The sequence below is a fragment of the Salmonella sp. SJTUF15570 genome, assembly GCF_043357055.1.
Classification (GTDB): domain Bacteria; phylum Pseudomonadota; class Gammaproteobacteria; order Enterobacterales; family Enterobacteriaceae; genus Salmonella; species Salmonella enterica.
This window is the reverse complement of sequence record NZ_JBEUKJ010000006.1, coordinates 103,737-124,760: the sequence shown is the minus strand read 5'-3', so window position 1 is coordinate 124,760 and position 21,024 is coordinate 103,737. Positions and strand designations below refer to the sequence as shown.

General features: G+C 53.7%; 18 protein-coding genes. 9 read left to right on the top strand and 9 right to left on the bottom strand.

Going from position 1 to position 21,024, the window contains the following annotated elements; all coding sequences use genetic code 11:
• Positions 1-47: 47 nt before the first annotated feature.
• From gudD to gudP, 3 genes are read right to left on the bottom strand one after another with little or no spacing between them, the layout of a single operon-like run.
• Positions 48-1,388 carry a glucarate dehydratase gene (gudD, locus tag ABVN44_RS13815; protein ID WP_000107113.1) on the bottom strand — a complete coding sequence of 447 codons (1,341 nt, stop codon included), beginning with the start codon at positions 1,386-1,388 and terminating at the stop codon, positions 48-50.
• A gap of 20 nt (positions 1,389-1,408) precedes the next feature.
• On the bottom strand, positions 1,409-2,749 hold the full coding sequence (locus ABVN44_RS13810) for an enolase C-terminal domain-like protein (protein ID WP_000211801.1): 1,341 nt from the start codon (positions 2,747-2,749) through the stop codon (positions 1,409-1,411).
• Entirely contained in the window at positions 2,746-4,104 is a 1,359-nt protein-coding gene (gudP, locus tag ABVN44_RS13805; RefSeq protein ID WP_000097015.1) for a galactarate/glucarate/glycerate transporter GudP, read from the bottom strand. The genes ABVN44_RS13810 and gudP overlap by 4 nt, the downstream gene beginning before the upstream one ends.
• Before the next feature lie 82 nt (positions 4,105-4,186).
• Between gudP and ABVN44_RS13800 the strand changes: the two genes are divergently transcribed.
• Positions 4,187-4,435: a hypothetical protein gene (locus tag ABVN44_RS13800; RefSeq protein WP_001531815.1), complete on the top strand. Its 249-nt coding sequence runs from the start codon at positions 4,187-4,189 to the stop codon at positions 4,433-4,435.
• Between the two features lie 149 nt (positions 4,436-4,584).
• Here ABVN44_RS13800 and ABVN44_RS13795 read toward each other — a convergent pair whose 3' ends face one another.
• The 4 genes from ABVN44_RS13795 to syd all read right to left on the bottom strand — a co-directional run bounded on the left by ABVN44_RS13795 (position 4,585) and on the right by syd (position 7,321).
• Positions 4,585-5,034: a flavodoxin gene (locus ABVN44_RS13795; RefSeq protein WP_000807739.1), complete on the bottom strand. Its 450-nt coding sequence runs from the start codon at positions 5,032-5,034 to the stop codon at positions 4,585-4,587.
• 18 nt (positions 5,035-5,052) lie between these two features.
• Entirely contained in the window at positions 5,053-5,835 is a 783-nt protein-coding gene (truC, locus tag ABVN44_RS13790) for a tRNA pseudouridine(65) synthase TruC (protein ID WP_000890028.1), read from the bottom strand.
• The gene (locus tag ABVN44_RS13785; RefSeq protein ID WP_000207015.1) at positions 5,835-6,164 is read right to left on the bottom strand and encodes a YqcC family protein; all 330 of its coding nucleotides are present in this window, start codon (positions 6,162-6,164) and stop codon (positions 5,835-5,837) included. The genes truC and ABVN44_RS13785 overlap by 1 nt, the downstream gene beginning before the upstream one ends.
• Before the next feature lie 611 nt (positions 6,165-6,775).
• Positions 6,776-7,321, bottom strand: a complete 546-nt coding sequence (syd, locus tag ABVN44_RS13780; protein ID WP_000343990.1) for a SecY-interacting protein — start codon at positions 7,319-7,321, stop codon at positions 6,776-6,778.
• Positions 7,322-7,389: 68 nt separating this feature from the next.
• On the opposite strand from syd, the gene queF reads away from it, so the two are divergent.
• The 5 genes from queF to xni all read left to right on the top strand — a co-directional run bounded on the left by queF (position 7,390) and on the right by xni (position 13,921).
• Positions 7,390-8,238 (top strand): NADPH-dependent 7-cyano-7-deazaguanine reductase QueF, encoded by an 849-nt coding sequence (gene queF, locus ABVN44_RS13775; protein WP_000100463.1) that lies wholly within the window; start codon positions 7,390-7,392, stop codon positions 8,236-8,238.
• A gap of 112 nt (positions 8,239-8,350) precedes the next feature.
• Entirely contained in the window at positions 8,351-9,715 is a 1,365-nt protein-coding gene (gene ppnN / locus ABVN44_RS13770) for a nucleotide 5'-monophosphate nucleosidase PpnN (RefSeq protein WP_000627973.1), read from the top strand.
• Positions 9,716-10,279: 564 nt separating this feature from the next.
• Positions 10,280-11,569 carry an HAAAP family serine/threonine permease SdaC gene (gene sdaC, locus ABVN44_RS13765; RefSeq protein WP_000450462.1) on the top strand — a complete coding sequence of 430 codons (1,290 nt, stop codon included), beginning with the start codon at positions 10,280-10,282 and terminating at the stop codon, positions 11,567-11,569.
• Between the two features lie 58 nt (positions 11,570-11,627).
• Entirely contained in the window at positions 11,628-12,995 is a 1,368-nt protein-coding gene (sdaB, locus tag ABVN44_RS13760) for an L-serine ammonia-lyase II (protein WP_000626384.1), read from the top strand.
• Between the two features lie 170 nt (positions 12,996-13,165).
• Positions 13,166-13,921: a flap endonuclease Xni gene (gene xni, locus ABVN44_RS13755; protein ID WP_001519360.1), complete on the top strand. Its 756-nt coding sequence runs from the start codon at positions 13,166-13,168 to the stop codon at positions 13,919-13,921.
• 91 nt (positions 13,922-14,012) lie between these two features.
• Here xni and fucO read toward each other — a convergent pair whose 3' ends face one another.
• Together fucO and fucA are read right to left on the bottom strand one after the other, a co-directional pair.
• Entirely contained in the window at positions 14,013-15,161 is a 1,149-nt protein-coding gene (gene fucO, locus ABVN44_RS13750; RefSeq protein ID WP_023232691.1) for a lactaldehyde reductase, read from the bottom strand.
• A gap of 16 nt (positions 15,162-15,177) precedes the next feature.
• Positions 15,178-15,825, bottom strand: coding sequence for an L-fuculose-phosphate aldolase (fucA, locus tag ABVN44_RS13745; protein WP_000440819.1), 648 nt, complete (start codon positions 15,823-15,825; stop codon positions 15,178-15,180).
• Positions 15,826-16,381: 556 nt separating this feature from the next.
• Here fucA and fucP point away from each other — a divergent pair.
• From fucP to fucK, 3 genes are all read left to right on the top strand, one after another.
• On the top strand, positions 16,382-17,698 hold the full coding sequence (fucP, locus tag ABVN44_RS13740; RefSeq protein WP_000528622.1) for an L-fucose:H+ symporter permease: 1,317 nt from the start codon (positions 16,382-16,384) through the stop codon (positions 17,696-17,698).
• Positions 17,699-17,729: 31 nt separating this feature from the next.
• Positions 17,730-19,505 (top strand): L-fucose isomerase, encoded by a 1,776-nt coding sequence (fucI, locus tag ABVN44_RS13735; RefSeq protein WP_000724126.1) that lies wholly within the window; start codon positions 17,730-17,732, stop codon positions 19,503-19,505.
• Positions 19,506-19,605: 100 nt separating this feature from the next.
• Positions 19,606-21,024, top strand: a complete 1,419-nt coding sequence (fucK, locus tag ABVN44_RS13730) for an L-fuculokinase (RefSeq protein ID WP_048348957.1) — start codon at positions 19,606-19,608, stop codon at positions 21,022-21,024.

Here is a 21,024-nt window from a genome sequence, read left to right as displayed (position 1 = left end):
AGCATACACCCAGAGAAGAACCGGTTCCTTACGGAACCGGCTCTGACTTAACGCACCATGCAAGGACGCTTATTATCAAACGTCCAGCCAGGAATTAAGTACTGCATTCCCATCGCGTCGTCACGCGCGCCTAAGCCATGTTTTTGATAGAGCTCATGCGCTTTCATCACCTGATCCATATCGAGCTCAACGCCCAGACCCGGTTTGGTCGGTACTTGCACCATGCCGCCTTTAATTTCAAACGGTTCTTTAGTCAGACGTTGGTTGCCTTCCTGCCAGATCCAGTGGGTATCGATCGCGGTGATCTTGCCCGGCGCCGCCGCGGCAACATGGGTAAACATCGCCAACGAAATATCAAAGTGGTTGTTAGAGTGCGAGCCCCAGGTCAGACCGAACTCATGGCACATTTGCGCCACGCGTACAGAGCCTTGCATAGTCCAGAAGTGCGGGTCCGCCAGCGGGATATCGACGGATTGCAGCGACAGCGTATGCCCCATTTGACGCCAGTCGGTCGCTATCATATTGGTGGCCGTCGGTAATCCGGTCGCGCGACGGAATTCCGCCATCACTTCACGTCCGGAAAAACCCTGCTCCGCGCCGCACGGATCTTCTGCATAGGCCAGAGAACCTTTCAGGTATTTACCAATGCTGATCGCTTCGTTCAGCGACCAGGCACCGTTTGGATCGAGCGTAACGCGCGCTTGTGGGAAACGTTTCGCCAGCGCCACGATTGACTCGGCCTCTTCTTCGCCCGCCAGCACGCCGCCTTTCAGTTTGAAGTCGTTGAAGCCGTATTTTTCATAGGCGGCTTCCGCCAGACGCACTACCGTTTCCGGCGTCATCGCCTCTTCATGGCGCAGACGATACCAGTCGCATTGCTCATCCGGCTGGCTCTGATACGGCAGCGGCGTGGCCTTGCGATTGCCGACAAAGAACAGATAACCCAGCATTTCGACTTCGCTGCGCTGCTGACCGTCGCCTAACAGCGAAGCGACGTTGACGCCCAGGTGTTGGCCCAAAAGGTCAAGCATTGCCGCTTCAATGCCCGTCACCACATGGATAGTGGTACGGAGATCGAACGTTTGTAAACCGCGTCCGCCCGCATCGCGATCGGCAAACTGGTTGCGAACGGCGGTCAGGACATTTTTATATTCACCCAGCGTTTTTCCCACCACCAGTGGGATCGCATCTTCCAGCGTTTTGCGAATTTTTTCGCCGCCCGGAATCTCGCCAACCCCGGTATGACCGGAGTTATCTTTAATAATGACGATGTTGCGCGTGAAGAATGGGGCGTGCGCGCCGCTCAGGTTCATCAGCATACTGTCATGACCCGCAACCGGGATAACCTGCATTTCAGTCACTACAGGCGTCGTAAATTGAGTACTCATAACTGTGTCCTTATTCAGAATTAGTGACGACCAAAAACAGGGCGTTTGCGGTCAAAAGTCCAGCCGGGGATCAGGTATTGCATCGGGCCTGCATCATTACGCGCGCCGCCTGGCAGCTTTTTATACGCGTCATGTGCTTTTCGCACCTGTTCCCAGTCAAGCTCCACGCCCAGTCCTGGCGCATCCGGAACGGCAATTTTGCCGTTTTTAATTTCCAGCGGATTTTTAGTCAGGCGGCAATCGCCCTCCTGCCAGATCCAGTGCGTATCAATAGCGGTGGGTTTGCCTGGCGCCGCCGCGCCGACATGGGTAAACATCGCCAGTGAAATATCAAAATGGTTATTCGAATGGCAGCCCCAGGTTAGCCCCCAGTCATCGCACAGTTGCGCCACGCGAACGGCGCCGGTGAGGGTCCAGAAATGCGGGTCGGCAAGAGGAATGTCTACCGCGTTGAGCATCACCGCGTGTCCCATTTCACGCCAGTTGGTGGCAATCATATTGGTCGCCACCGGCAGACCGGTCGCACGGCGGAACTCCGCCATGACTTCACGACCAGAGAATCCTTGCTCCGCGCCGCACGGATCTTCCGCGTAGGTCAGTACATCTTTCAGCCCTTTGCACAACGCAATGGCTTCATCCAGTAGCCAGGCGCCGTTCGGATCCACGGTAATACGCGCGTCCGGGAAGCGTTTTTTTAGCGCGCGAACGGTATCAATCTCTTGTTCGCCCGGCAGCACGCCGCCCTTGAGTTTAAAATCTTTAAAGCCGTAGCGATCCTGAGACGCTTCCGCCAGCCGCACGACCGCGTCGCTGTTCAGCGCTTCCTGATGGCGCAGGCGATACCATTCATGACTGCCCGGCGTGCTTTCCAGATACGGCAGATCGGTTTTAGTACGATCGCCAATATAGAAGAGATAGCCTAACACGGTGACGGCATCGCGCTGTTTACCGGGTCCTAATAGTTCACAGACCGGCACATTAAGCGCCTGCCCCAGTAGATCAAGCAGCGCCGCTTCCAAAGCTGCCACCGCGTTAACCCGCAGTTCAAACGTCCATGCGCCTTTACCAAAGGTGTCAAAATCAGCGGCCTGGTTGCCTTTATGCACCTGCTGCACCACTTTGTTCAGGCGGGCGACTTCCTGGCCTAATACCATCGGAATAGCATCGACCAGCGTCTGATAAATCACTTCTCCGCCCGGCGCCTCGCCGACGCCAGTATGCCCGGCGTTATCGGTGAGGACGACGATGTTACGGGTGAAGTACGCGTTATGCGCGCCGCCGATGTTGAGTAGCATACTGTCATGTCCGGCAACCGGAATGACCTTCATGTCCGTAATAACGGGACTGGATTGCGTTGTCATGATAATTGCCCTGCGACAGGTTTCAGTTCAATACGCTTAATATCACCTACCAGCACCAGATAGCTGATGATGGCCACCAGGGCATGTACGCCGACATAGATCAACGCGCCGTTGAAGGAACCGGTGGTGCCAACGATGTAACCAATCGCGATTGGCGTCACAATACCGGAGATATTGCCGAACATATTAAACAAGCCGCCGGAAAGACCGCTGATCTCTTTCGGCGCGGTATCCGCCATTACTGCCCAGCCCAACGCGCCGATACCTTTACCGAAGAAGGCCAACGCCATAAAGCCGATGATCATCCATTCCACGTTCACATAGTTACAGAACACCATAACCATTGACAGCAACATTCCCAGCACAATCGGCGTCTTGCGCGCGATATTCAGGGAGCCAGTACGACGCATCAGCCAGTCGGAAATGATGCCGCCCAACACGCCGCCGATAAAGCCGCAGACCGCAGGAACCGAGGCGACAAAGCCCGCTTTGAGAATCGACATGCCGCGCGCCTGGACCAAATAGACCGGGAACCAGGTAATAAAGAAATAGGTCAATGCGTTAATACAGTACTGACCGATGTAAACGCCAATCATCATACGAGAGCCCAGCAGCTGTTTGATCTGGCCCCATTTGACGCTAAACGGTACTTTCGCTTTGGTGTCTTTCTGATCCATATTGATCAGCGCGCCGCCTTCTGCGATGTACTCCAACTCTTTCTTATTTACGCCCGGATGGTTATTTGGTTCATGGATAACTTTCAACCAGATAAAGCTGATGATGATCCCTAACCCGCCCATAAAGAAGAAGACATGCGACCAGCCCACTTCGTGCGTCAGCCAGCCCATAATCGGCGCGAAAATAACCGTGGCAAAGTATTGCGCGGAGTTAAAGATGGCCACCGCCGTTCCCCTCTCCTGCGCCGGGAACCAGGCTGCAACAATGCGACTGTTGCCCGGGAAAGAAGGCGATTCCGCCAGACCAACCAGGAAACGAAGCGTAAAGAGGGCGACAATAATGCCGAAACCACTAAAGATATCGACAAAACCCTGCAACAGGGTGAAGACTGACCAAATGAAAATAGACCAGAAATAGACGCGTTTGGAACCAAAGCGGTCCAGCAGCCAGCCGCCCGGGATCTGCCCGATAACATAGGCCCATGAAAAAGCAGAAAAAACATAGCCCATACCTACCGGATCAAGGCCGATATCTTTGGCCATTTCTGAGCCGGCAATGGACAATGTGGCGCGGTCGCCGTAGTTGAAGGATGTGACGATAAACAGCATCACCACTATCCAGTAGCGGGCGTTCGTGCGTTTCTCCGCACTGCTCGCCGCGTGACTTAATGAACTCATTGTTGCACTCCTGAAATTTCGCGTTAGCTACGCTCACTCTGAACTGCACAACCGGTAGGGAATCAGAGATAACGTTTCCTTGTTGCAGCTTTTATTAGGTCGTTTGCTTTGCACGCTGCATGCTTTTATTCACTGGCAGGAGAAGTATAAAAAGCGCGCCACACACACTCACCGTGCAACAACACAGTATTTTGGCGATGAATTACGCCTGTTTATGGCAAAAGCCCAGGACAGTGGAAGCCACTTCACGGAAATGAAATCAGAAGGCGTCGGCGTCGACGCAGGAGGAATAAAAAGAGAAGAATGTGAAACAGGTCGCTTGATTACATGAAAACGCCCGTAAAAAACTGCCGCTTTTGCGGGCATATGCCCAAAGCTAACACGATTCAGTTACTTTACACTGTGTACAGGTCGTGATTTTGCTTACTGGCAACGCAAGCAAACGAAAAGGTACCCTCCCGTAGGGGGGAGGGATTTACCTCAGGAAAGTAAAGTTCCCCAGTTTTCAACCCAGGGATTGGACTGGCTCTCCGGCTCCGGATGTTCGCTGGCGTCAATGAATAACATCTCCCCCACCCGCTGCGCGCTTTGCTCTTGCAACAGGGCATCAAACTGTTTGCCGCCATTACAGAAATTGGGGTAGCTGCTATCACCTAACGCAATCACCCCGTAACGCAGGTTTGGTTGAAAACCGACTGTATCTTTAATGCCGTGAAAGAGCGGCGCAATGCTATCCGGTAGATCGCCCTGCCCGGTCGTCGAGGTAACGACCAGCGCAACCTTATCCTGATATTGCTGCCAGTCGGACAGTTCAGGATCTTCAAACACGGTCGCGCTGTGGCCCTGTCTGGCGAGGATCGCTTCCGCTTCTTCCGCCACCAGCAGTGAGTTGCCATACATGGTCCCGACAAAAATACCAATTTCTGCCATTATGCGTATCTCCCTGAATTATGCCTGATGAGTCTCATCCTGCCGGGACGCCGCCGTAAACTCAACCCTTTCATTGTCAGGGAGAAGTCCACGCCAGCCAAACTGTGTCAGCGCCTGCATCCAGGTTTCATCCAACCCGGCCTGAATTATCAACGGCTGTCCGGTAAAGGGGTGCGTCAGTTCAAGCCGACTGGCATGAAGCATCAGGCGACGACAGGCAAAATGCTCTGCGGCGCTGCGGTTTTGTCGCAAATCGCCATGCTTGCTGTCGCCGATGATAGGATGACGCAGATGCGCCAGATGACGACGAAGCTGGTGCTTGCGTCCCGTTTTTGGTTCCAGCTCAACCAGACCATAACGCGTGGTGGGATAACGTCCGGTCGGCACCGCCATTTCGACCGTCGCCAGCCCGCGATACTGCGTTACAGCCGGCTGGGGCGCTTTATCTTCGCGGGCGAATTTATCGGCAATTTTATCGCGCTCTTCCACCAGCGGATAATCCAGTACCGCGTCATCCATCAGCCAGCCGCGCACAATGGCATGGTAGCGTTTACGGATGTGGTGCTGCTCGAACTGCTGCGCCAGACGGCGTCCCGCTTCGCTGGACAGCCCCATTAACAGTACGCCCGACGTGGGCCTGTCGAGACGGTGGGCGGTAAAAACATGCTGGCCGATTTGGTCGCGCACCGTTTGCATGACCACGACTTTTTCGTCGCGATCCAGCCAGCTCCGGTGAACAAGCCAGCCTGCGGGTTTATTCACGGCAACCAGCCACGGGTCTTGATAGAGGATCTCCAGCATCAGGATTTATCGCGGACGAATAGCGCATCCAGATCCTGCAAAACCGCCAGGATCGCCTCCCGCTGCGGATGATCCGCCGCCAGCGCCATTTCATAATAAGGGGCGACGGCAAATGCCTCGGGCAGCGGCTGCGCATTATCAAGTAGGGTATGCATACGTGGGATCAGTACCCATTGCAGCCATTCCAGCGGTTCCATGGTATCCATAAAAAATGGTTGGGTGCTGGTAAACAGGTGCGCCTGCGGCGCATCCTGCCGCCAGTGGCGATGCTCGCGCAGCAGCGTTTCAAGCGCATGTAACTGCTGACGCACACGGTCATGAGTCGTCATGTTAAAAACCTCAATGATGAAAATCTGGCGCGAAGAATAACAAAAAAAAGGGAGCACTGTATAAACAGTGCTCCCGGTTCGTTTCGCAGCATTCCAGCTACTTTTCGTGCTCCCTGCTCATCCGTGACAACTTTTCCTGTGACCTTACGGCCTGTTCATCCTGAACGTTTGCATCCTGCGCACATCGCCCGATGTGATAGCTTCTTCCTGAAGCGTCCCTGGTCATCCAGACCCGCCGAACATCCTGATCGGCTCTCGTTCTCCGTCCTGGAGGTGTCCTTTAACGCATCCTGCGCTTTCCACTTTGCTTCATCCTGAAGCCTTTCCTTGTAACACCATCCTGGCGTGTCCTGCCGAAGCGTCATCATCCTGACGTTCGCTTCGTTGTACGACTCCCTGTCGACGAAGATAGAATCGCCTGTTTCACCTTGTCTTACAAGACGCTTACAGACAATACCTTAAGTAAATTTTCATATGAAAGTGCGCAAAAACATTTTAACATGTTGTTTTATATAGATTTATATAAGAAAACGGGGCTCAGTATCCGCTGATATCCTGGCGATCTCCTACAGACTTTGTAAGAGATCTCTCACACCCGTTAGGGCAAACGATTACAGAAGAGGATTAAGTTGCGTAAGGAATTCCGCAAGCGTTGCGGCAAGAACGGTGCGATTACGGGTGCCCAGCGTTTCTTTAATCACCTCGCCGGACAGGTTACAGACCGAAATGACCTCAAGCTCATTTTCCTGCGTCGCAATAAAAAGCGTGGGAGGAAGCTTGAGCCGCTTTTGCGTGACCAGGTGGCCTATCAGATTTTCCTGCACGCGCCGAAAGTCATCCTGACTCCAGGTTTGCAGTAGCGTAAGCTTTTCATCCGCAAACTGCGCGGGCATGTCGCCAGCAAACTGCGTGGTGTAAAACGCGTGGAGCGCAGGTTGTACCATAATATCAAAGGCGCGTTCAACCGCGTTTACATTTTCTTCACCTTCAAAAGGTTGCGGCTGCCAGTAAACGGCATCGCGGGTTGAAGAAATAATGCACGGAGAAGGTACGCCATACAGTTCTTCGCTCAACGGCCAGCTACCGTGTTTTTCTTGCCACGCGTCGCAGTAACGCGTCGTAAAGGCTTTCAATGCCTGCGCTGTCAGTTCGTCCACCAGTTTCTCTCTTCATAAAAGCCAGGATACACTTGACGCATAGTGTATCTGGTTTATGACGGTGAAACATGTCTTCTTATGAAAACCATCAGGCTCTTGATGGCCTGACTCTCGGAAAATCAACGGATTACCGGGACAATTATGACGCCAGCCTGCTGCAGGGCGTACCGCGCAGTTTGAATCGCGACCCGCTCGGATTAACAGCCGATAATTTGCCGTTCCACGGCGCGGATATCTGGACGTTGTATGAACTTTCCTGGCTTAACAGCCAGGGTCTTCCACAGGTCGCCGTCGGGCATGTCGAACTGGATTACACCAGCGTTAATTTAATCGAATCCAAAAGCTTTAAACTGTATCTGAACAGCTTTAACCAGACGCGCTTTGACACCTGGGAGACGGTGCGCCAGACGCTGGAGCGCGATCTGCGCGCCTGCGCGCAGGGCAACGTTAGCGTGAGGCTTCATCGTCTTGATGAGCTGGAAGGACAGCCTGTCGCCCATTTCCACGGCACCTGTATTGACGATCAGGATATCAGTATCGACAACTACCAGTTTACTACCGACTATCTGCAACATGCGGTCAGCGGCGAGAAGCAAGTAGAGGAGACGCTGGTCAGTCATCTGTTGAAATCCAACTGCCTGATCACCCACCAACCGGACTGGGGCTCGATACAAATTCAGTATCGCGGGCGCAAAATCGACAGGGAAAAACTGCTGCGTTATCTGGTCTCCTTCCGTCACCATAATGAATTTCACGAGCAGTGCGTAGAGCGTATTTTTAATGACATTCTGCGCTTCTGCCAGCCGGAAACGTTAAGCGTTTATGCGCGCTATACCCGCCGCGGCGGGCTGGACATTAATCCCTGGCGCAGCAATACCGATTTTGTGCCCGCCACGGGCAGGCTGGCGCGACAGTAATTTTTTTGTCAATTTTGCGTGCCGGATTGCGCATGTAAGGTTGTGAAAGGTCATCAGCCAGGGCTATTGTAATCAACAGGGAATGGCGTGTTGCGTCCCATAAGGAGTTTACTTGATTACACATATTAGCCCGCTTGGCTCAATGGATATGTTGTCGCAACTGGAAGTGGACATGCTGAAACGCACGGCCAGTAGCGACCTGTATCAACTGTTTCGTAACTGTTCACTTGCCGTTCTTAACTCCGGCAGCCTGACCGACAACAGCAAAGAGCTGCTGTCCCGCTTTGAAAATTTCGATATTAACGTACTGCGCCGCGAGCGCGGCGTGAAGCTGGAATTGATTAATCCGCCTGAAGACGCCTTTGTTGACGGGCGGATTATTCGTGCGCTACAGGCTAACCTGTTCGCGGTGCTGCGCGACATTCTCTTTGTGAATGGGCAGATCCACAATGCCGGCCGTTTCCAGCATCTGGATCTTGAAAGCTCAACACATATCACCAATCTGGTGTTCTCCATTTTGCGCAACGCCCGGGCGCTGCACGTCGGCGAAGCGCCAAACATGGTGGTATGCTGGGGCGGCCACTCAATTAACGAAAACGAGTACCTGTATGCCCGTCGCGTCGGCACGCAGTTGGGATTACGCGAGCTGAACATCTGCACCGGCTGCGGCCCTGGGGCGATGGAAGCCCCCATGAAGGGCGCGGCGGTCGGTCACGCGCAGCAGCGCTATAAAGACAGCCGCTTTATCGGCATGACTGAGCCTTCCATTATTGCGGCTGAACCGCCTAACCCGCTGGTGAATGAACTGATCATCATGCCGGATATCGAAAAACGCCTGGAAGCGTTCGTCCGTATCGCACACGGTATCATCATCTTCCCGGGCGGCGTGGGTACGGCGGAAGAGCTGCTTTATTTGCTGGGTATTCTGATGAATCCAGCCAATAAAAATCAGGTGTTGCCGCTGATCCTGACCGGACCAAAAGAGAGCGCCGATTACTTCCGCGTGCTGGATGAGTTTATTACCCATACGCTGGGCGAAGCGGCCCGCCGTCATTACCGCATCATTATTGACGATGCGGCGGAGGTAGCGCGCCTGATGAAGAAAGCGATGCCGCAAGTGAAAGAGAATCGCCGCGATACCGGCGACGCCTATAGTTTTAACTGGTCGATGCGTATAGCACCGGATCTTCAGGTGCCGTTTGAACCGTCGCATGAGAATATGGCCAACCTGAAACTGTACCCGGATCAACCGGTTGAGATTCTGGCGGCGGATCTGCGACGCGCCTTCTCCGGTATTGTCGCGGGGAACGTGAAGGAGGTCGGGATACGCGCCATTGAAGCTAATGGTCCGTATAAAATCCACGGCGATCGAGAGATGATGCGTCGCATGGACGATCTGCTGCAGGGATTCGTCGCGCAGCATCGTATGAAATTGCCGGGTTCCGCCTACATCCCCTGTTACGAGATCTGCGCTTAACGCTTATGCCCGGTTGCCGCCAGCAGCCGGGCGCTTCTCCCATTCCTTTCATTGCGGTATGGCAATTAACGCATGCCTTCATTTTTTATGATGATCATCAGAGGCATAGCCCGCATTGTTTTATAAACACCATTTATAATTCATCATAAATAGATTGCCAGGCAAACGTTTCCTTCACTCCTCTTACCGTGATTTATCGGTTCAAACTCTTATTCTTCGCCAGAATTCACTAAAAACCTTGATTTTTATAGTCAAACCTCCGTATCTTGCGCCCCAATCTTTCCGGCCTTATATCGTTAATGGTAGCCTTCGCGCCCGGAAATTCGTTATGACGTTTTTTTAATAGATTAATGGTCCAAATTTATCCATGTAAGAAGCGGATTATTGCATTTGAGATCGGGATCACTGATAGATTCATCACTTAAATGTATCTTTCCGCCCGAAAATTATTACGGCGAAAAATTATATAAAAAGCGTCCCTAAGCAGATTTCATTTTACGATCAGGTCTTTTTTCATTGGATTAGACCAGCAACCTGATTTTTAGCATCCTCCAGGAGAAATAGATGGAAACCACTCAGACCAGCACTATTGCTTCGATTGACTCTCGAAGCGCATGGCGCAAAACGGATACCATGTGGATGCTGGGCCTTTACGGCACGGCTATCGGCGCGGGCGTTCTGTTCCTGCCGATCAACGCAGGCGTCGGCGGCATGATTCCGCTCATCATCATGGCGATTCTCGCTTTCCCGATGACCTTTTTCGCACACCGTGGTTTAACCCGCTTCGTGCTGTCCGGTAAAAATCCGGGTGAAGACATCACTGAAGTCGTTGAGGAACACTTCGGTATCGGCGCAGGTAAACTGATTACCCTGCTTTACTTCTTCGCGATTTACCCCATCCTGCTGGTTTACAGCGTGGCGATTACTAATACCGTGGAAAGCTTCCTGACCCACCAGTTAGCGATTAATCCGCCGCCGCGGGCGATTCTTTCCCTGATCCTGATTGTTGGCATGATGACCATCGTGCGCTTCGGCGAGCAAATGATCGTTAAGGCGATGAGTATCCTGGTATTCCCGTTCGTCGCGGCGCTGATGCTGCTGGCCTTGTACCTGATCCCGCAGTGGAACGGCGCGGCGCTGGAAACGCTGTCCTTTGATTCCGCCGCGTCTACCGGTAACGGTCTGTGGATGACGCTGTGGCTGGCGATTCCGGTGATGGTTTTCTCTTTCAACCACTCCCCGATCATCTCCTCCTTCGCGGTTGCGAAGCGTGAAGAGTACGGTGAAGGCGCAGAGAAGAAATGTTCTAAAATTCTGGCCTTCGCCCACATCATGATGGTGCTGACCGTAATGTTCTTCGTCTTCAGCTGCGTGCTGAGCCTGACGCCGGCAGATCTGGCGGCGGCAAAAGAGCAGAACATCTCTATTCTGTCTTACCTGGCGAACCACTTTAACGCGCCGATCATCGCCTGGATGGCGCCGATCATTGCGATGATTGCTATCACCAAATCCTTCCTCGGCCACTACCTGGGCGCGCGTGAAGGCTTTAACGGGATGGTGATTAAATCGCTGCGTGGTAAAGGTAAATCCATCGAAATCAACAAACTGAATAAAATTACCGCGCTGTTCATGCTGGTCACCACCTGGATTGTGGCGACGCTGAACCCCAGCATCCTGGGCATGATTGAAACCCTGGGCGGCCCGATCATCGCGATGATTCTGTTCCTGATGCCGATGTATGCCATCCAGAAAGTACCGGCAATGCGTAAGTACAGCGGTCATATCAGCAACGTATTCGTTGTGATTATGGGCCTGATTGCCATCTCCGCTATTTTCTACTCACTGTTCAGCTAAGTCCTTTAGCGCCGCTTACCGCGGCGCTTCTCTATGATACAACCGCAATGGATGCCCTATGATTAGCGTATTCGATATTTTTAAAATCGGCATTGGCCCTTCCAGTTCTCACACCGTCGGACCAATGAAAGCAGGCAAGCAGTTCACGGACGATCTGATTGCCCGCCATATCCTTACAGATGTCACCCGCGTCGTGGTGGATGTCTACGGCTCTCTGTCATTGACGGGTAAAGGCCACCACACTGATATCGCCATTATTATGGGCCTGGCGGGGAATCTGCCGGACACCGTCGATATCGACGCCATTCCGTCCTTTATCCAGGATGTGAACACCCATGGGCGTTTACTACTGGCTAATGGGCAGCATGAAGTCGAATTTCCGGTCGATAAATGCATGAATTTCCACGCCGACAACCTGTCTCTGCATGAAAACGGGATGCGTATTACCGCGCTGGCGGGCGATAAGGTGCTCTACAGCCAAACCTACTACTCCATTGGCGGCGGCTTTATCGTCGATGAAGAGCACTTTGGTTTGACGAATAGCGAACCCGTTAACGTACCGTACCCTTATAAAACCGCCGCGGATTTACAGCGCCACTGCCAGGAGACGGGTCTGTCGCTCTCCGGTCTGATGATGCAAAACGAACTGGCTCTGCACAGTAAAGAAGCGCTGGAGCAGCACTTCGCCAGAGTCTGGGAGGTAATGCGCAGCGGTATTGAGCGCGGTATCACCACCGAGGGCGTATTGCCGGGCAAACTGCGCGTTCCGCGTCGCGCGGCGGCGCTGCGTCGGGTGCTGGTCAGTCAGGATAAGACCACCACCGATCCGATGGCGGTCGTCGACTGGATCAATATGTTCGCGCTGGCGGTGAACGAAGAGAATGCCGCAGGCGGACGAGTAGTCACTGCGCCGACTAACGGCGCATGTGGTATTGTTCCGGCGGTGCTGGCGTACTATGACAAGTTTATCCGCGAAGTAAATGCTAACTCGCTTGCTCGCTATATGCTGGTCGCCAGTGCGATTGGCTCGCTGTATAAGATGAACGCCTCTATTTCCGGCGCCGAAGTGGGTTGTCAGGGAGAGGTCGGCGTGGCCTGTTCCATGGCGGCAGCGGGTCTGGCCGAGCTGCTGGGCGGTAGTCCGGCGCAGGTGTGTATCGCCGCAGAAATCGCCATGGAGCATAATCTGGGGTTAACTTGCGATCCGGTTGCCGGTCAGGTACAGGTTCCCTGCATTGAGCGTAACGCGATTGCTTCAGTCAAAGCGGTCAACGCCGCGCGTATGGCGCTGCGCCGTACCAGCGAACCGCGCGTATGCCTCGATAAAGTGATTGAGACCATGTACGAAACCGGTAAAGACATGAACGCTAAGTACCGCGAAACTTCGCGCGGCGGCCTGGCGATGAAGATCGTTACCTGCGATTAATTCTCAGCACATTTTAGGATCTGTAGGCCGGATAAGGCGCTCGCCGCCATCCGGCTTTTGTTGCCTGATGGCGCCTCGCTTATCAGGCCTACGGATAGCGCTATTTCGCAATGCTCGCCTCCCCCCGCCGTGAATGTTACCCTACGCGCAGGTTTGTAAGGGAGAACACCGTGGCTGCTCATCTGCTTATCGTCGACGCGCTCAATTTGATTCGCCGTATTCACGCCGTTCAGGGATCGCCCTGTGTGGAAACCTGCCAACACGCGCTCGATCAATTGATTATTCACAGCCAGCCAACCCATGCCGTAGCGGTATTTGATGACGACGCGCGCAGCAGCGGCTGGCGTCATCAGCGTTTGCCGGACTACAAAGCAGGACGTCCGCCGATGCCTGACGATTTACATAATGAAATGCCCGCCCTACGCGCCGCATTTGAACAGCGCGGCGTACGCTGTTGGGCATCAGATGGTAACGAAGCGGACGATCTGGCGGCGACGCTGGCGCTAAAAGTTACCGAAGCCGGACACCAGGCAACCATTGTGTCAACCGATAAAGGCTATTGCCAGTTGCTCTCTCCGGGATTGCGCATTCGCGACTACTTCCAGAAACGCTGGCTGGACGCGCCGTTTATTGAAAAAGAGTTTGGCGTACTTCCCCGGCAGTTGCCGGATTACTGGGGTCTGGCAGGAATCAGTAGTTCGAAAGTCCCCGGCGTTGCCGGTATCGGCCCCAAAAGCGCGACCCAGCTGTTGATTCAGTTTCAAAATCTGGAGGGAATTTACGCCCATCTGGACGAGGTGCCGGAAAAGTGGCGCAAAAAGCTTGAGACGCATAAAGAAATGGCATTTCTTTGCCGCGATATTGCACGTCTGCAAACCGATTTACATATCGACGGAAACTTACAGCAGCTACGGCTGGCGCGGTAGTTTTGTTGCCGGATGGCGGCGTGAACGCCTTATCCTGCCTACAGGACTGCACGAAATGTAGAGCGGATAAGCGCAGCGCCATCCGGCAAAATTACCAGGCGGTATGATACAGTTCGACAATGTCCGCCAGACTCGCTTCACGCGGATTGCCGCCCGTACAGACATCATCGAACGCCGCCTGCGCCAGCGCCGGGATATCCTCTTTTCGAACGCCGACATCACGCAAATGCAGCGGAATTCCCACATCGCGATTTAGCGTAAATACGGCTTCCACTGCGGCATTACGCGCCTCTTCAAGACTCAATCCTTCTACCTTCACCCCCATCGCCCGGGCGATATCACGGAATTTCTCGTTGGTAGACAAGGCATTAAAACGCATCACATGCGGAAGCAAAATAGCATTCGCGACGCCGTGCGGCGTGTTGTAAAACGCGCCCAGCGGATGCGCCATCCCATGCACCAGTCCCAGCCCCACATTGGAAAACCCCATCCCGGCAACGTATTGCCCCAGCGCCATCGCCTCACCGGCCTCTTTTTCTCCGGCTACGGCGCCGCGTAGCGCGCCAGCAATAATCTCAATGGCTTTGATATGTAATGCATCCGTCAGCGCCCATGCGGCCCGGGTAATATAGCCTTCAATAGCATGGGTTAACGCATCTACGCCCGTTGCCGCTTTCAGAGCGGGCGGCATACCGTCCATCATATCGGCATCGATAAATGCCGCCTGCGGAATATCATGTGGATCGACACAAACGAATTTGCGCCGTTTCTCTTCATCGGTAATCACATAATTGATAGTGACTTCCGCCGCGGTTCCCGCCGTTGTCGGGATCGCCATAATCGGCACGCTGGGTTTACGGGTCGGCGATAGCCCTTCCAGACTGCGCACATCGGCAAATTCCGGATTGTTACTGATAATACCGATCGCTTTGCAGGTATCCTGCGGAGAACCGCCGCCAATGGCGATGAGATAGTCCGCGCCGCTTTGGGTAAAGACCTTAAGCCCTTCCTGGACAACGGAAATCGTAGGATTAGGGATCACGCCAGCATAAATCTCCCACGCCAGCCCTGCAGCATCCATTCTGCTTGTCACTTTATCGACCACACCGCATTGCACCAACGTTTTATCGGTAACAATCAGCGCTTTATGATAACCGCGGCGCGTCACCTCATCGGTTAATGCGTCCACCGCTCCCCGGCCAAACCATGCCGTTTCATTCAGAATCATTCTGTTCGCCATCGCCTGTCTCCTGACATCACTCTTCAATACGTAACCCGTAAGTTTTAAATTTCTCCAGTACGATAGCGATCGCCTCGTCATCCAGTACCGGTACCGGATCGACAATGGCCAGCGTACTTAAATAGAGCTGCGCCAGCACTTCCACTTCATGCGCCAGCCACAACGCTTTGTCTAAATTTTCTTCACAAGCGATAAGCCCGTGATGCTGTAACAGCGTCGCTTTACGATTTTTAAGCGCCACGGCAACATGGTCAGAAAGTTCGCGGGTGCCAAAAGTGGCGTAGGGCGCGCAGGGAATAGAGTTTCCTCCTGCGGCGGCAATCATGTAGTGAATCGCCGGAATCGGGCGATTCAGGATCGAGACTGCCGTACAATGGACAGCGTGGTTATGTACCACGGCATTGGCGTCAGGGCGCGTCTGGTATGCCGCCATATGAAAACGCCACTCGCTGGAAGGCAGCTTGCCCTGCTCATGCTGACCGTCAGCATCAATAAAGACAATGTGCGACTCTGTCAGCTTCTCGTAGGGGATCCCCGTCGGCGTAATCAGCAATCCGCCCTGATAACGTACGCTCACGTTACCTGCCGTCCCCTGATTTAACCCTAACCGCGTCATTTCCAGACAGGTATCAATAATCTGCCGCGCCAGTCTATTTCGTTCCATTATTTACCTCTCTCTGTGATTCAAAATGAGACAACAAAACCGCCTTTCGCATTGCGCTGCTGTCCTGTTGAAATAATCGAATAGTTAGCAACTATCATCATACTGAATAAAGAGAAGGGAATTTAAATAACGATATTTTGTGATTCACATCAATTAATTCGCCACGATAAACCAGACGACTACCGTTTCTCTCGCCGATAAATGCCCGCTCTTAATAATATTTTTTAAAACGGGCAAAAATGAAGAATAAGCTACTACTGCCCGTTTTCGTGGCAATAATTTAATTCGGGCATTCAGTCTGTGGTTTTTTTAAATTAAACATCTCAAACGGTCATTTTTTTATGAAAATTAAAGTGATGATAATCACAGAATGCTCTGCTCTCAGGTATAAATGTGACCGCTATCATATTAAAAGGCCTTTTTTATTTGAAAATGACTCCATGAGTTCATTCCGGACGCCAATTTATTACCGGTAAGAAAAGCGAACTCACCTAATTTTACGGTCTGGTGACCAGAACCGACCGCACGCAAAAGCTTCTGAACCGATGAGGATGCTATGGGAAACACAACAATACAAACGCAGAGTTTTCGTGCTGTGGATGCAGAGCAAAGCAAGAGCAAGCGCTACATTATTCCATTCGCCTTACTTTGCTCGCTATTTTTTCTGTGGGCCGTCGCCAATAATCTGAATGACATTTTATTACCGCAATTTCAACAAGCTTTTACGCTAACTAACTTTCAGGCCGGACTTATTCAGTCAGCCTTTTATTTCGGTTATTTCGTCATTCCAATTCCTGCTGGGATTTTGATGAAAAAACTCAGTTATAAAGCAGGGATTATCACCGGGCTTTTTTTGTATGCTGTTGGTGCCGCATTATTCTGGCCTGCCGCCGAGATAATGAATTACACATTATTTTTAATTGGCCTGTTTATCATCGCCGCCGGTTTGGGCTGCCTTGAAACTGCGGCCAACCCTTTTGTTACGGTATTAGGTCCAGAAAGCGGCGGACATTTCCGGCTTAATCTGGCGCAAACTTTTAACTCCTTTGGCGCTATTATCGCCGTTGTGTTTGGGCAAAGCCTTATTTTGTCTAACGTGCCGCATCAATCGCAAGAAGCGCTTGATAAAATGACGCCGGATCAGCTTAGCGCCTATAAACACAGCCTGGTGTTATCGGTACAAACGCCATACATGATTATCGTCGCCATCGTATTAGTAGTTGCGCTACTGATTATGCTGACCAAATTTCCGGCCCTGCAAAGTGACGATCATAGCGATGCGAAACAAAGCTCTTTCTTATCTTCTCTCTCCCGACTCATCCGTATCCGCCACTGGCGCTGGGCGGTGCTGGCGCAGTTCTGCTATGTGGGGGCGCAAACCGCCTGCTGGAGCTATCTGATCCGCTACGCCATTGAGGAGATCCCTGGAATGACGCCCGGTTTCGCCGCCAATTACCTGACCGGCACGATGGTGTGCTTCTTTATCGGCCGTTTCACCGGGACCTGGCTTATCAGCCGCTTCGCGCCGCATAAAGTGCTGGCCGCCTACGCCCTGTTTGCCATGCTCCTGTGTCTGATTTCCGCCTTTAGCGGCGGACATATCGGCCTGCTGGCGCTGACGTTGTGTAGCGCATTTATGTCAATCCAGTACCCGACCATCTTCTCGCTGGGTATCAAAAATCTGGGACAGGACACCAAGTACGGCTCGTCTTTTATCGTCATGACCATCATTGGCGGCGGTATTGTTACGCCAGTAATGGGTTTCGTTAGCGACGCTGCAGGCAAAATCCCGACCGCCGAACTGGTTCCGGCATTGTGTTTTGCCGTCATCTTCATTTTTGCCCGTTTCCGTTCACAAGCGGCGACAAACTGAACATTTATCCGAATAACGTGAGGAATCTGTCATGAAAAAAATCAGCTTACCGAAAATCGGTATCCGCCCGGTGATTGATGGACGTCGTATGGGCGTACGCGAGTCGCTCGAAGAACAAACCATGAACATGGCGAAAGCGACGGCGGCGCTCATCACTGAGAAAATCCGCCACGCCTGCGGGGCTCAGGTGGAGTGCGTCATTGCGGATACCTGTATTGCCGGAATGGCGGAATCCGCCGCCTGTGAAGAAAAATTCAGCAGCCAGAACGTGGGCGTGACCATTACCGTTACGCCGTGTTGGTGCTATGGCAGCGAAACCATTGATATGGACCCGATGCGTCCGAAAGCCATCTGGGGCTTTAACGGCACAGAGCGTCCTGGGGCGGTTTACCTTGCCGCGGCGCTGGCGGCGCACAGCCAGAAAGGCATTCCGGCGTTCTCCATTTATGGCCATGACGTGCAGGATGCCGACGATACCTCCATTCCCGCCGACGTCGAAGAAAAACTGCTGCGTTTTGCGCGGGCAGGGTTAGCGGTTGCCAGTATGAAAGGCAAAAGCTACCTCTCCGTCGGCGGCGTGTCGATGGGGATCGCGGGTTCCATTGTCGATCATAACTTCTTTGAATCCTGGCTGGGAATGAAGGTGCAAGCGGTAGATATGACCGAACTGCGCCGCCGTATCGATCAAAAAATTTATGATGAGGCCGAACTGGAGATGGCGCTGGCGTGGGCGGATAAAAACTTCCGCTACGGCGAAGATCAGAACGCCTCGCAGTATAAGCGCAATGAAGCCCAGAACCGCGCGGTGCTAAAAGAGAGCCTGCTGATGGCGATGTGTATTCGCGATATGATGCAGGGCAACAAGACGCTGGCGGACAAAGGGTTAGTTGAAGAATCGCTGGGCTACAACGCCATTGCCGCCGGCTTCCAGGGCCAGCGCCACTGGACCGATCAATACCCGAACGGCGATACCGCCGAAGCGCTGCTCAATAGTTCTTTTGACTGGAATGGCGTACGCGAACCGTTTGTCGTCGCCACCGAAAATGACAGTCTGAACGGCGTAGCGATGCTGTTCGGCCATCAACTCACCGGTACCGCGCAGATCTTCGCCGACGTGCGAACCTACTGGTCGCCGGAAGCCGTAGAACGCGTCACCGGCCAGGCGCTCAGCGGCCTGGCGGAACACGGCATTATTCACCTGATTAATTCCGGTTCTGCCGCTCTGGACGGTGCCTGTAAACAGCGCGACAGCGAAGGCAAGCCGACCATGAAACCACACTGGGAAATCAGCCAACAAGAGGCGGATGCGTGTCTGGCGGCCACTGAATGGTGCCCGGCGATTCACGAATACTTCCGCGGCGGCGGCTACTCATCCCGTTTCCTGACCGAAGGCGGCGTGCCATTCACCATGACCCGCGTGAATATCATCAAAGGCCTGGGACCAGTGCTGCAAATCGCCGAGGGCTGGAGCGTCGAACTGCCGAAAGCGATGCACGATCAGCTTGATGCCCGCACCAACTCTACCTGGCCTACCACCTGGTTTGCGCCGCGTCTTACCGGCAAAGGCCCGTTTACCGATGTCTATTCGGTGATGGCGAACTGGGGCGCTAACCACGGCGTACTCACCATCGGCCATGTAGGGGCGGACTTTATTACTCTCGCCGCGATGCTGCGTATCCCGGTATGTATGCACAACGTGGAGGAGGCGAAGATCTACCGTCCTTCCGCCTGGGCGGCTCACGGTATGGATATCGAAGGCCAGGATTATCGCGCCTGCCAAAATTATGGCCCGCTGTATAAACGTTAATGCGGCTTAGCCCGGTGGCGCAGGCTTACCGGGCCTACGGGCGCGTGAACCGTAGGCCGGATAAGCGTAGCGCCATCGGGCGGCGTTTATGGAGTTATCTATGAAACAAGACGTTATCCTGGTTCTCGACTGCGGTGCGACTAACGTTCGGGCGATCGCCGTTGATCGCCAGGGGAAAATTGTCGCCCGCACCTCAACCGCTAACGCCAGCGACATTGCCGCAGAAAATAGCGCCTGGCATCAGTGGTCGCTGGACGCCATCCTGCAACGTTTCGCCGACTGCTGCAGGTCACTCTCCAGCGCCCTGTCGGAGTGTGTTGTTCGCGGTATTACGGTGACTACTTTCGGCGTCGATGGCGCGCTGGTCGATGCGCAGGGTAAGCTGCTCTACCCGGTCATCAGTTGGAAATGCCCGCGAACCGCCGCCGTGATGGAAACGATTGAGCGCTTTATCTCGCCCCGGCAATTGCAGACGCTCTCCGGCGTTGGCGCGTTCAGCTTTAACACGCTGTATAAACTGGTCTGGCTTAAAGAGAATCATCCGCGCCTGCTGGAACAAGCTCACTGCTGGCTGTTTATCTCGTCGCTGATTAACCACCGTCTGACCGGCGAGTTTACGACCGATATCACTATGGCAGGCACCAGCCAGCTACTGGATATCCATCAGCGCGACTTTAGTCCGGAAATCCTGCAAGCGACGGGCCTGGCGCGCCGCCTGTTCCCGCGTATCGTGGAAGCGGGCGCCCCGATAGGCACGCTACAGACAGACGCGGCCAGGCTACTCGGTCTCCCGGCGGGTGTGCCGGTGATCTCTGCCGGACACGATACTCAGTTCGCGTTATTCGGCGCTGGCGCGCAGCAAGGTGAACCGGTGCTCTCCTCCGGAACATGGGAGATTCTGATGGTACGCAGCGGTCAGGTGGATACCTCGCTGCTCAGTCAGTATCCGGGCTCGACCTGTGAACTGGACAGTCAGTCGGGGCTTTATAACCCCGGAATGCAGTGGCTGGCCTCCGGCGTACTCGAATGGGTACGAAAACTGCTGTGGACGCCGGAAACGCCATGGCAAACGCTGATCGACGAAGCGCGTGCTATTCCCGCTGGCGCGGAAGGCGTGCGGATGCAGTGCGATCTACTCGCCTGCCAAAATGCAGGCTGGCAGGGCGTGACGCTCAATACCACCCGCGGCCATTTCTATCGCGCCGCGCTGGAAGGCCTGACGGCGCAACTGCAGCGTAATCTGCGCACGCTGGAGAAAATCGGTCATTTTAACGCCACAGAACTGTTACTGGTTGGCGGCGGCAGTCGCAACGCTTTGTGGAATCAAATTAAAGCGAATCAGCTTGCTCTCCCTATCAAGGTGCTGGACGACGCGGAAACCACCGTGGCCGGCGCTGCCATGTTTGGCTGGTACGGCGTAGGCGAATTTAATAGCCCGGAGCAGGCGCGCGCGCAGGTCAATTATCAGTATCGCTATTTCTGGCCGCAAACCGAACCTGAAATTATTGAGGGAGTATGA

Coding starts and splice junctions, on each gene's coding strand:
- gudD (WP_000107113.1), bottom strand. CDS start 1,388: ATGAGTACTCAATTTACGACGCCTGTAGTGACTGAAATGCAGGTTATC.
- ABVN44_RS13795 (WP_000807739.1), bottom strand. CDS start 5,034: ATGGCAGAAATTGGTATTTTTGTCGGGACCATGTATGGCAACTCACTG.
- truC (WP_000890028.1), bottom strand. CDS start 5,835: ATGCTGGAGATCCTCTATCAAGACCCGTGGCTGGTTGCCGTGAATAAA.
- queF (WP_000100463.1), top strand. CDS start 7,390: ATGTCTTCTTATGAAAACCATCAGGCTCTTGATGGCCTGACTCTCGGA.
- fucK (WP_048348957.1), top strand. CDS start 19,606: ATGAAACAAGACGTTATCCTGGTTCTCGACTGCGGTGCGACTAACGTT.
- sdaC (WP_000450462.1), top strand. CDS start 10,280: ATGGAAACCACTCAGACCAGCACTATTGCTTCGATTGACTCTCGAAGC.
- sdaB (WP_000626384.1), top strand. CDS start 11,628: ATGATTAGCGTATTCGATATTTTTAAAATCGGCATTGGCCCTTCCAGT.
- gudP (WP_000097015.1), bottom strand. CDS start 4,104: ATGAGTTCATTAAGTCACGCGGCGAGCAGTGCGGAGAAACGCACGAAC.
- ABVN44_RS13785 (WP_000207015.1), bottom strand. CDS start 6,164: ATGACGACTCATGACCGTGTGCGTCAGCAGTTACATGCGCTTGAAACG.
- fucA (WP_000440819.1), bottom strand. CDS start 15,825: ATGGAACGAAATAGACTGGCGCGGCAGATTATTGATACCTGTCTGGAA.
- ABVN44_RS13810 (WP_000211801.1), bottom strand. CDS start 2,749: ATGACAACGCAATCCAGTCCCGTTATTACGGACATGAAGGTCATTCCG.
- fucI (WP_000724126.1), top strand. CDS start 17,730: ATGAAAAAAATCAGCTTACCGAAAATCGGTATCCGCCCGGTGATTGAT.
- fucP (WP_000528622.1), top strand. CDS start 16,382: ATGGGAAACACAACAATACAAACGCAGAGTTTTCGTGCTGTGGATGCA.
- fucO (WP_023232691.1), bottom strand. CDS start 15,161: ATGGCGAACAGAATGATTCTGAATGAAACGGCATGGTTTGGCCGGGGA.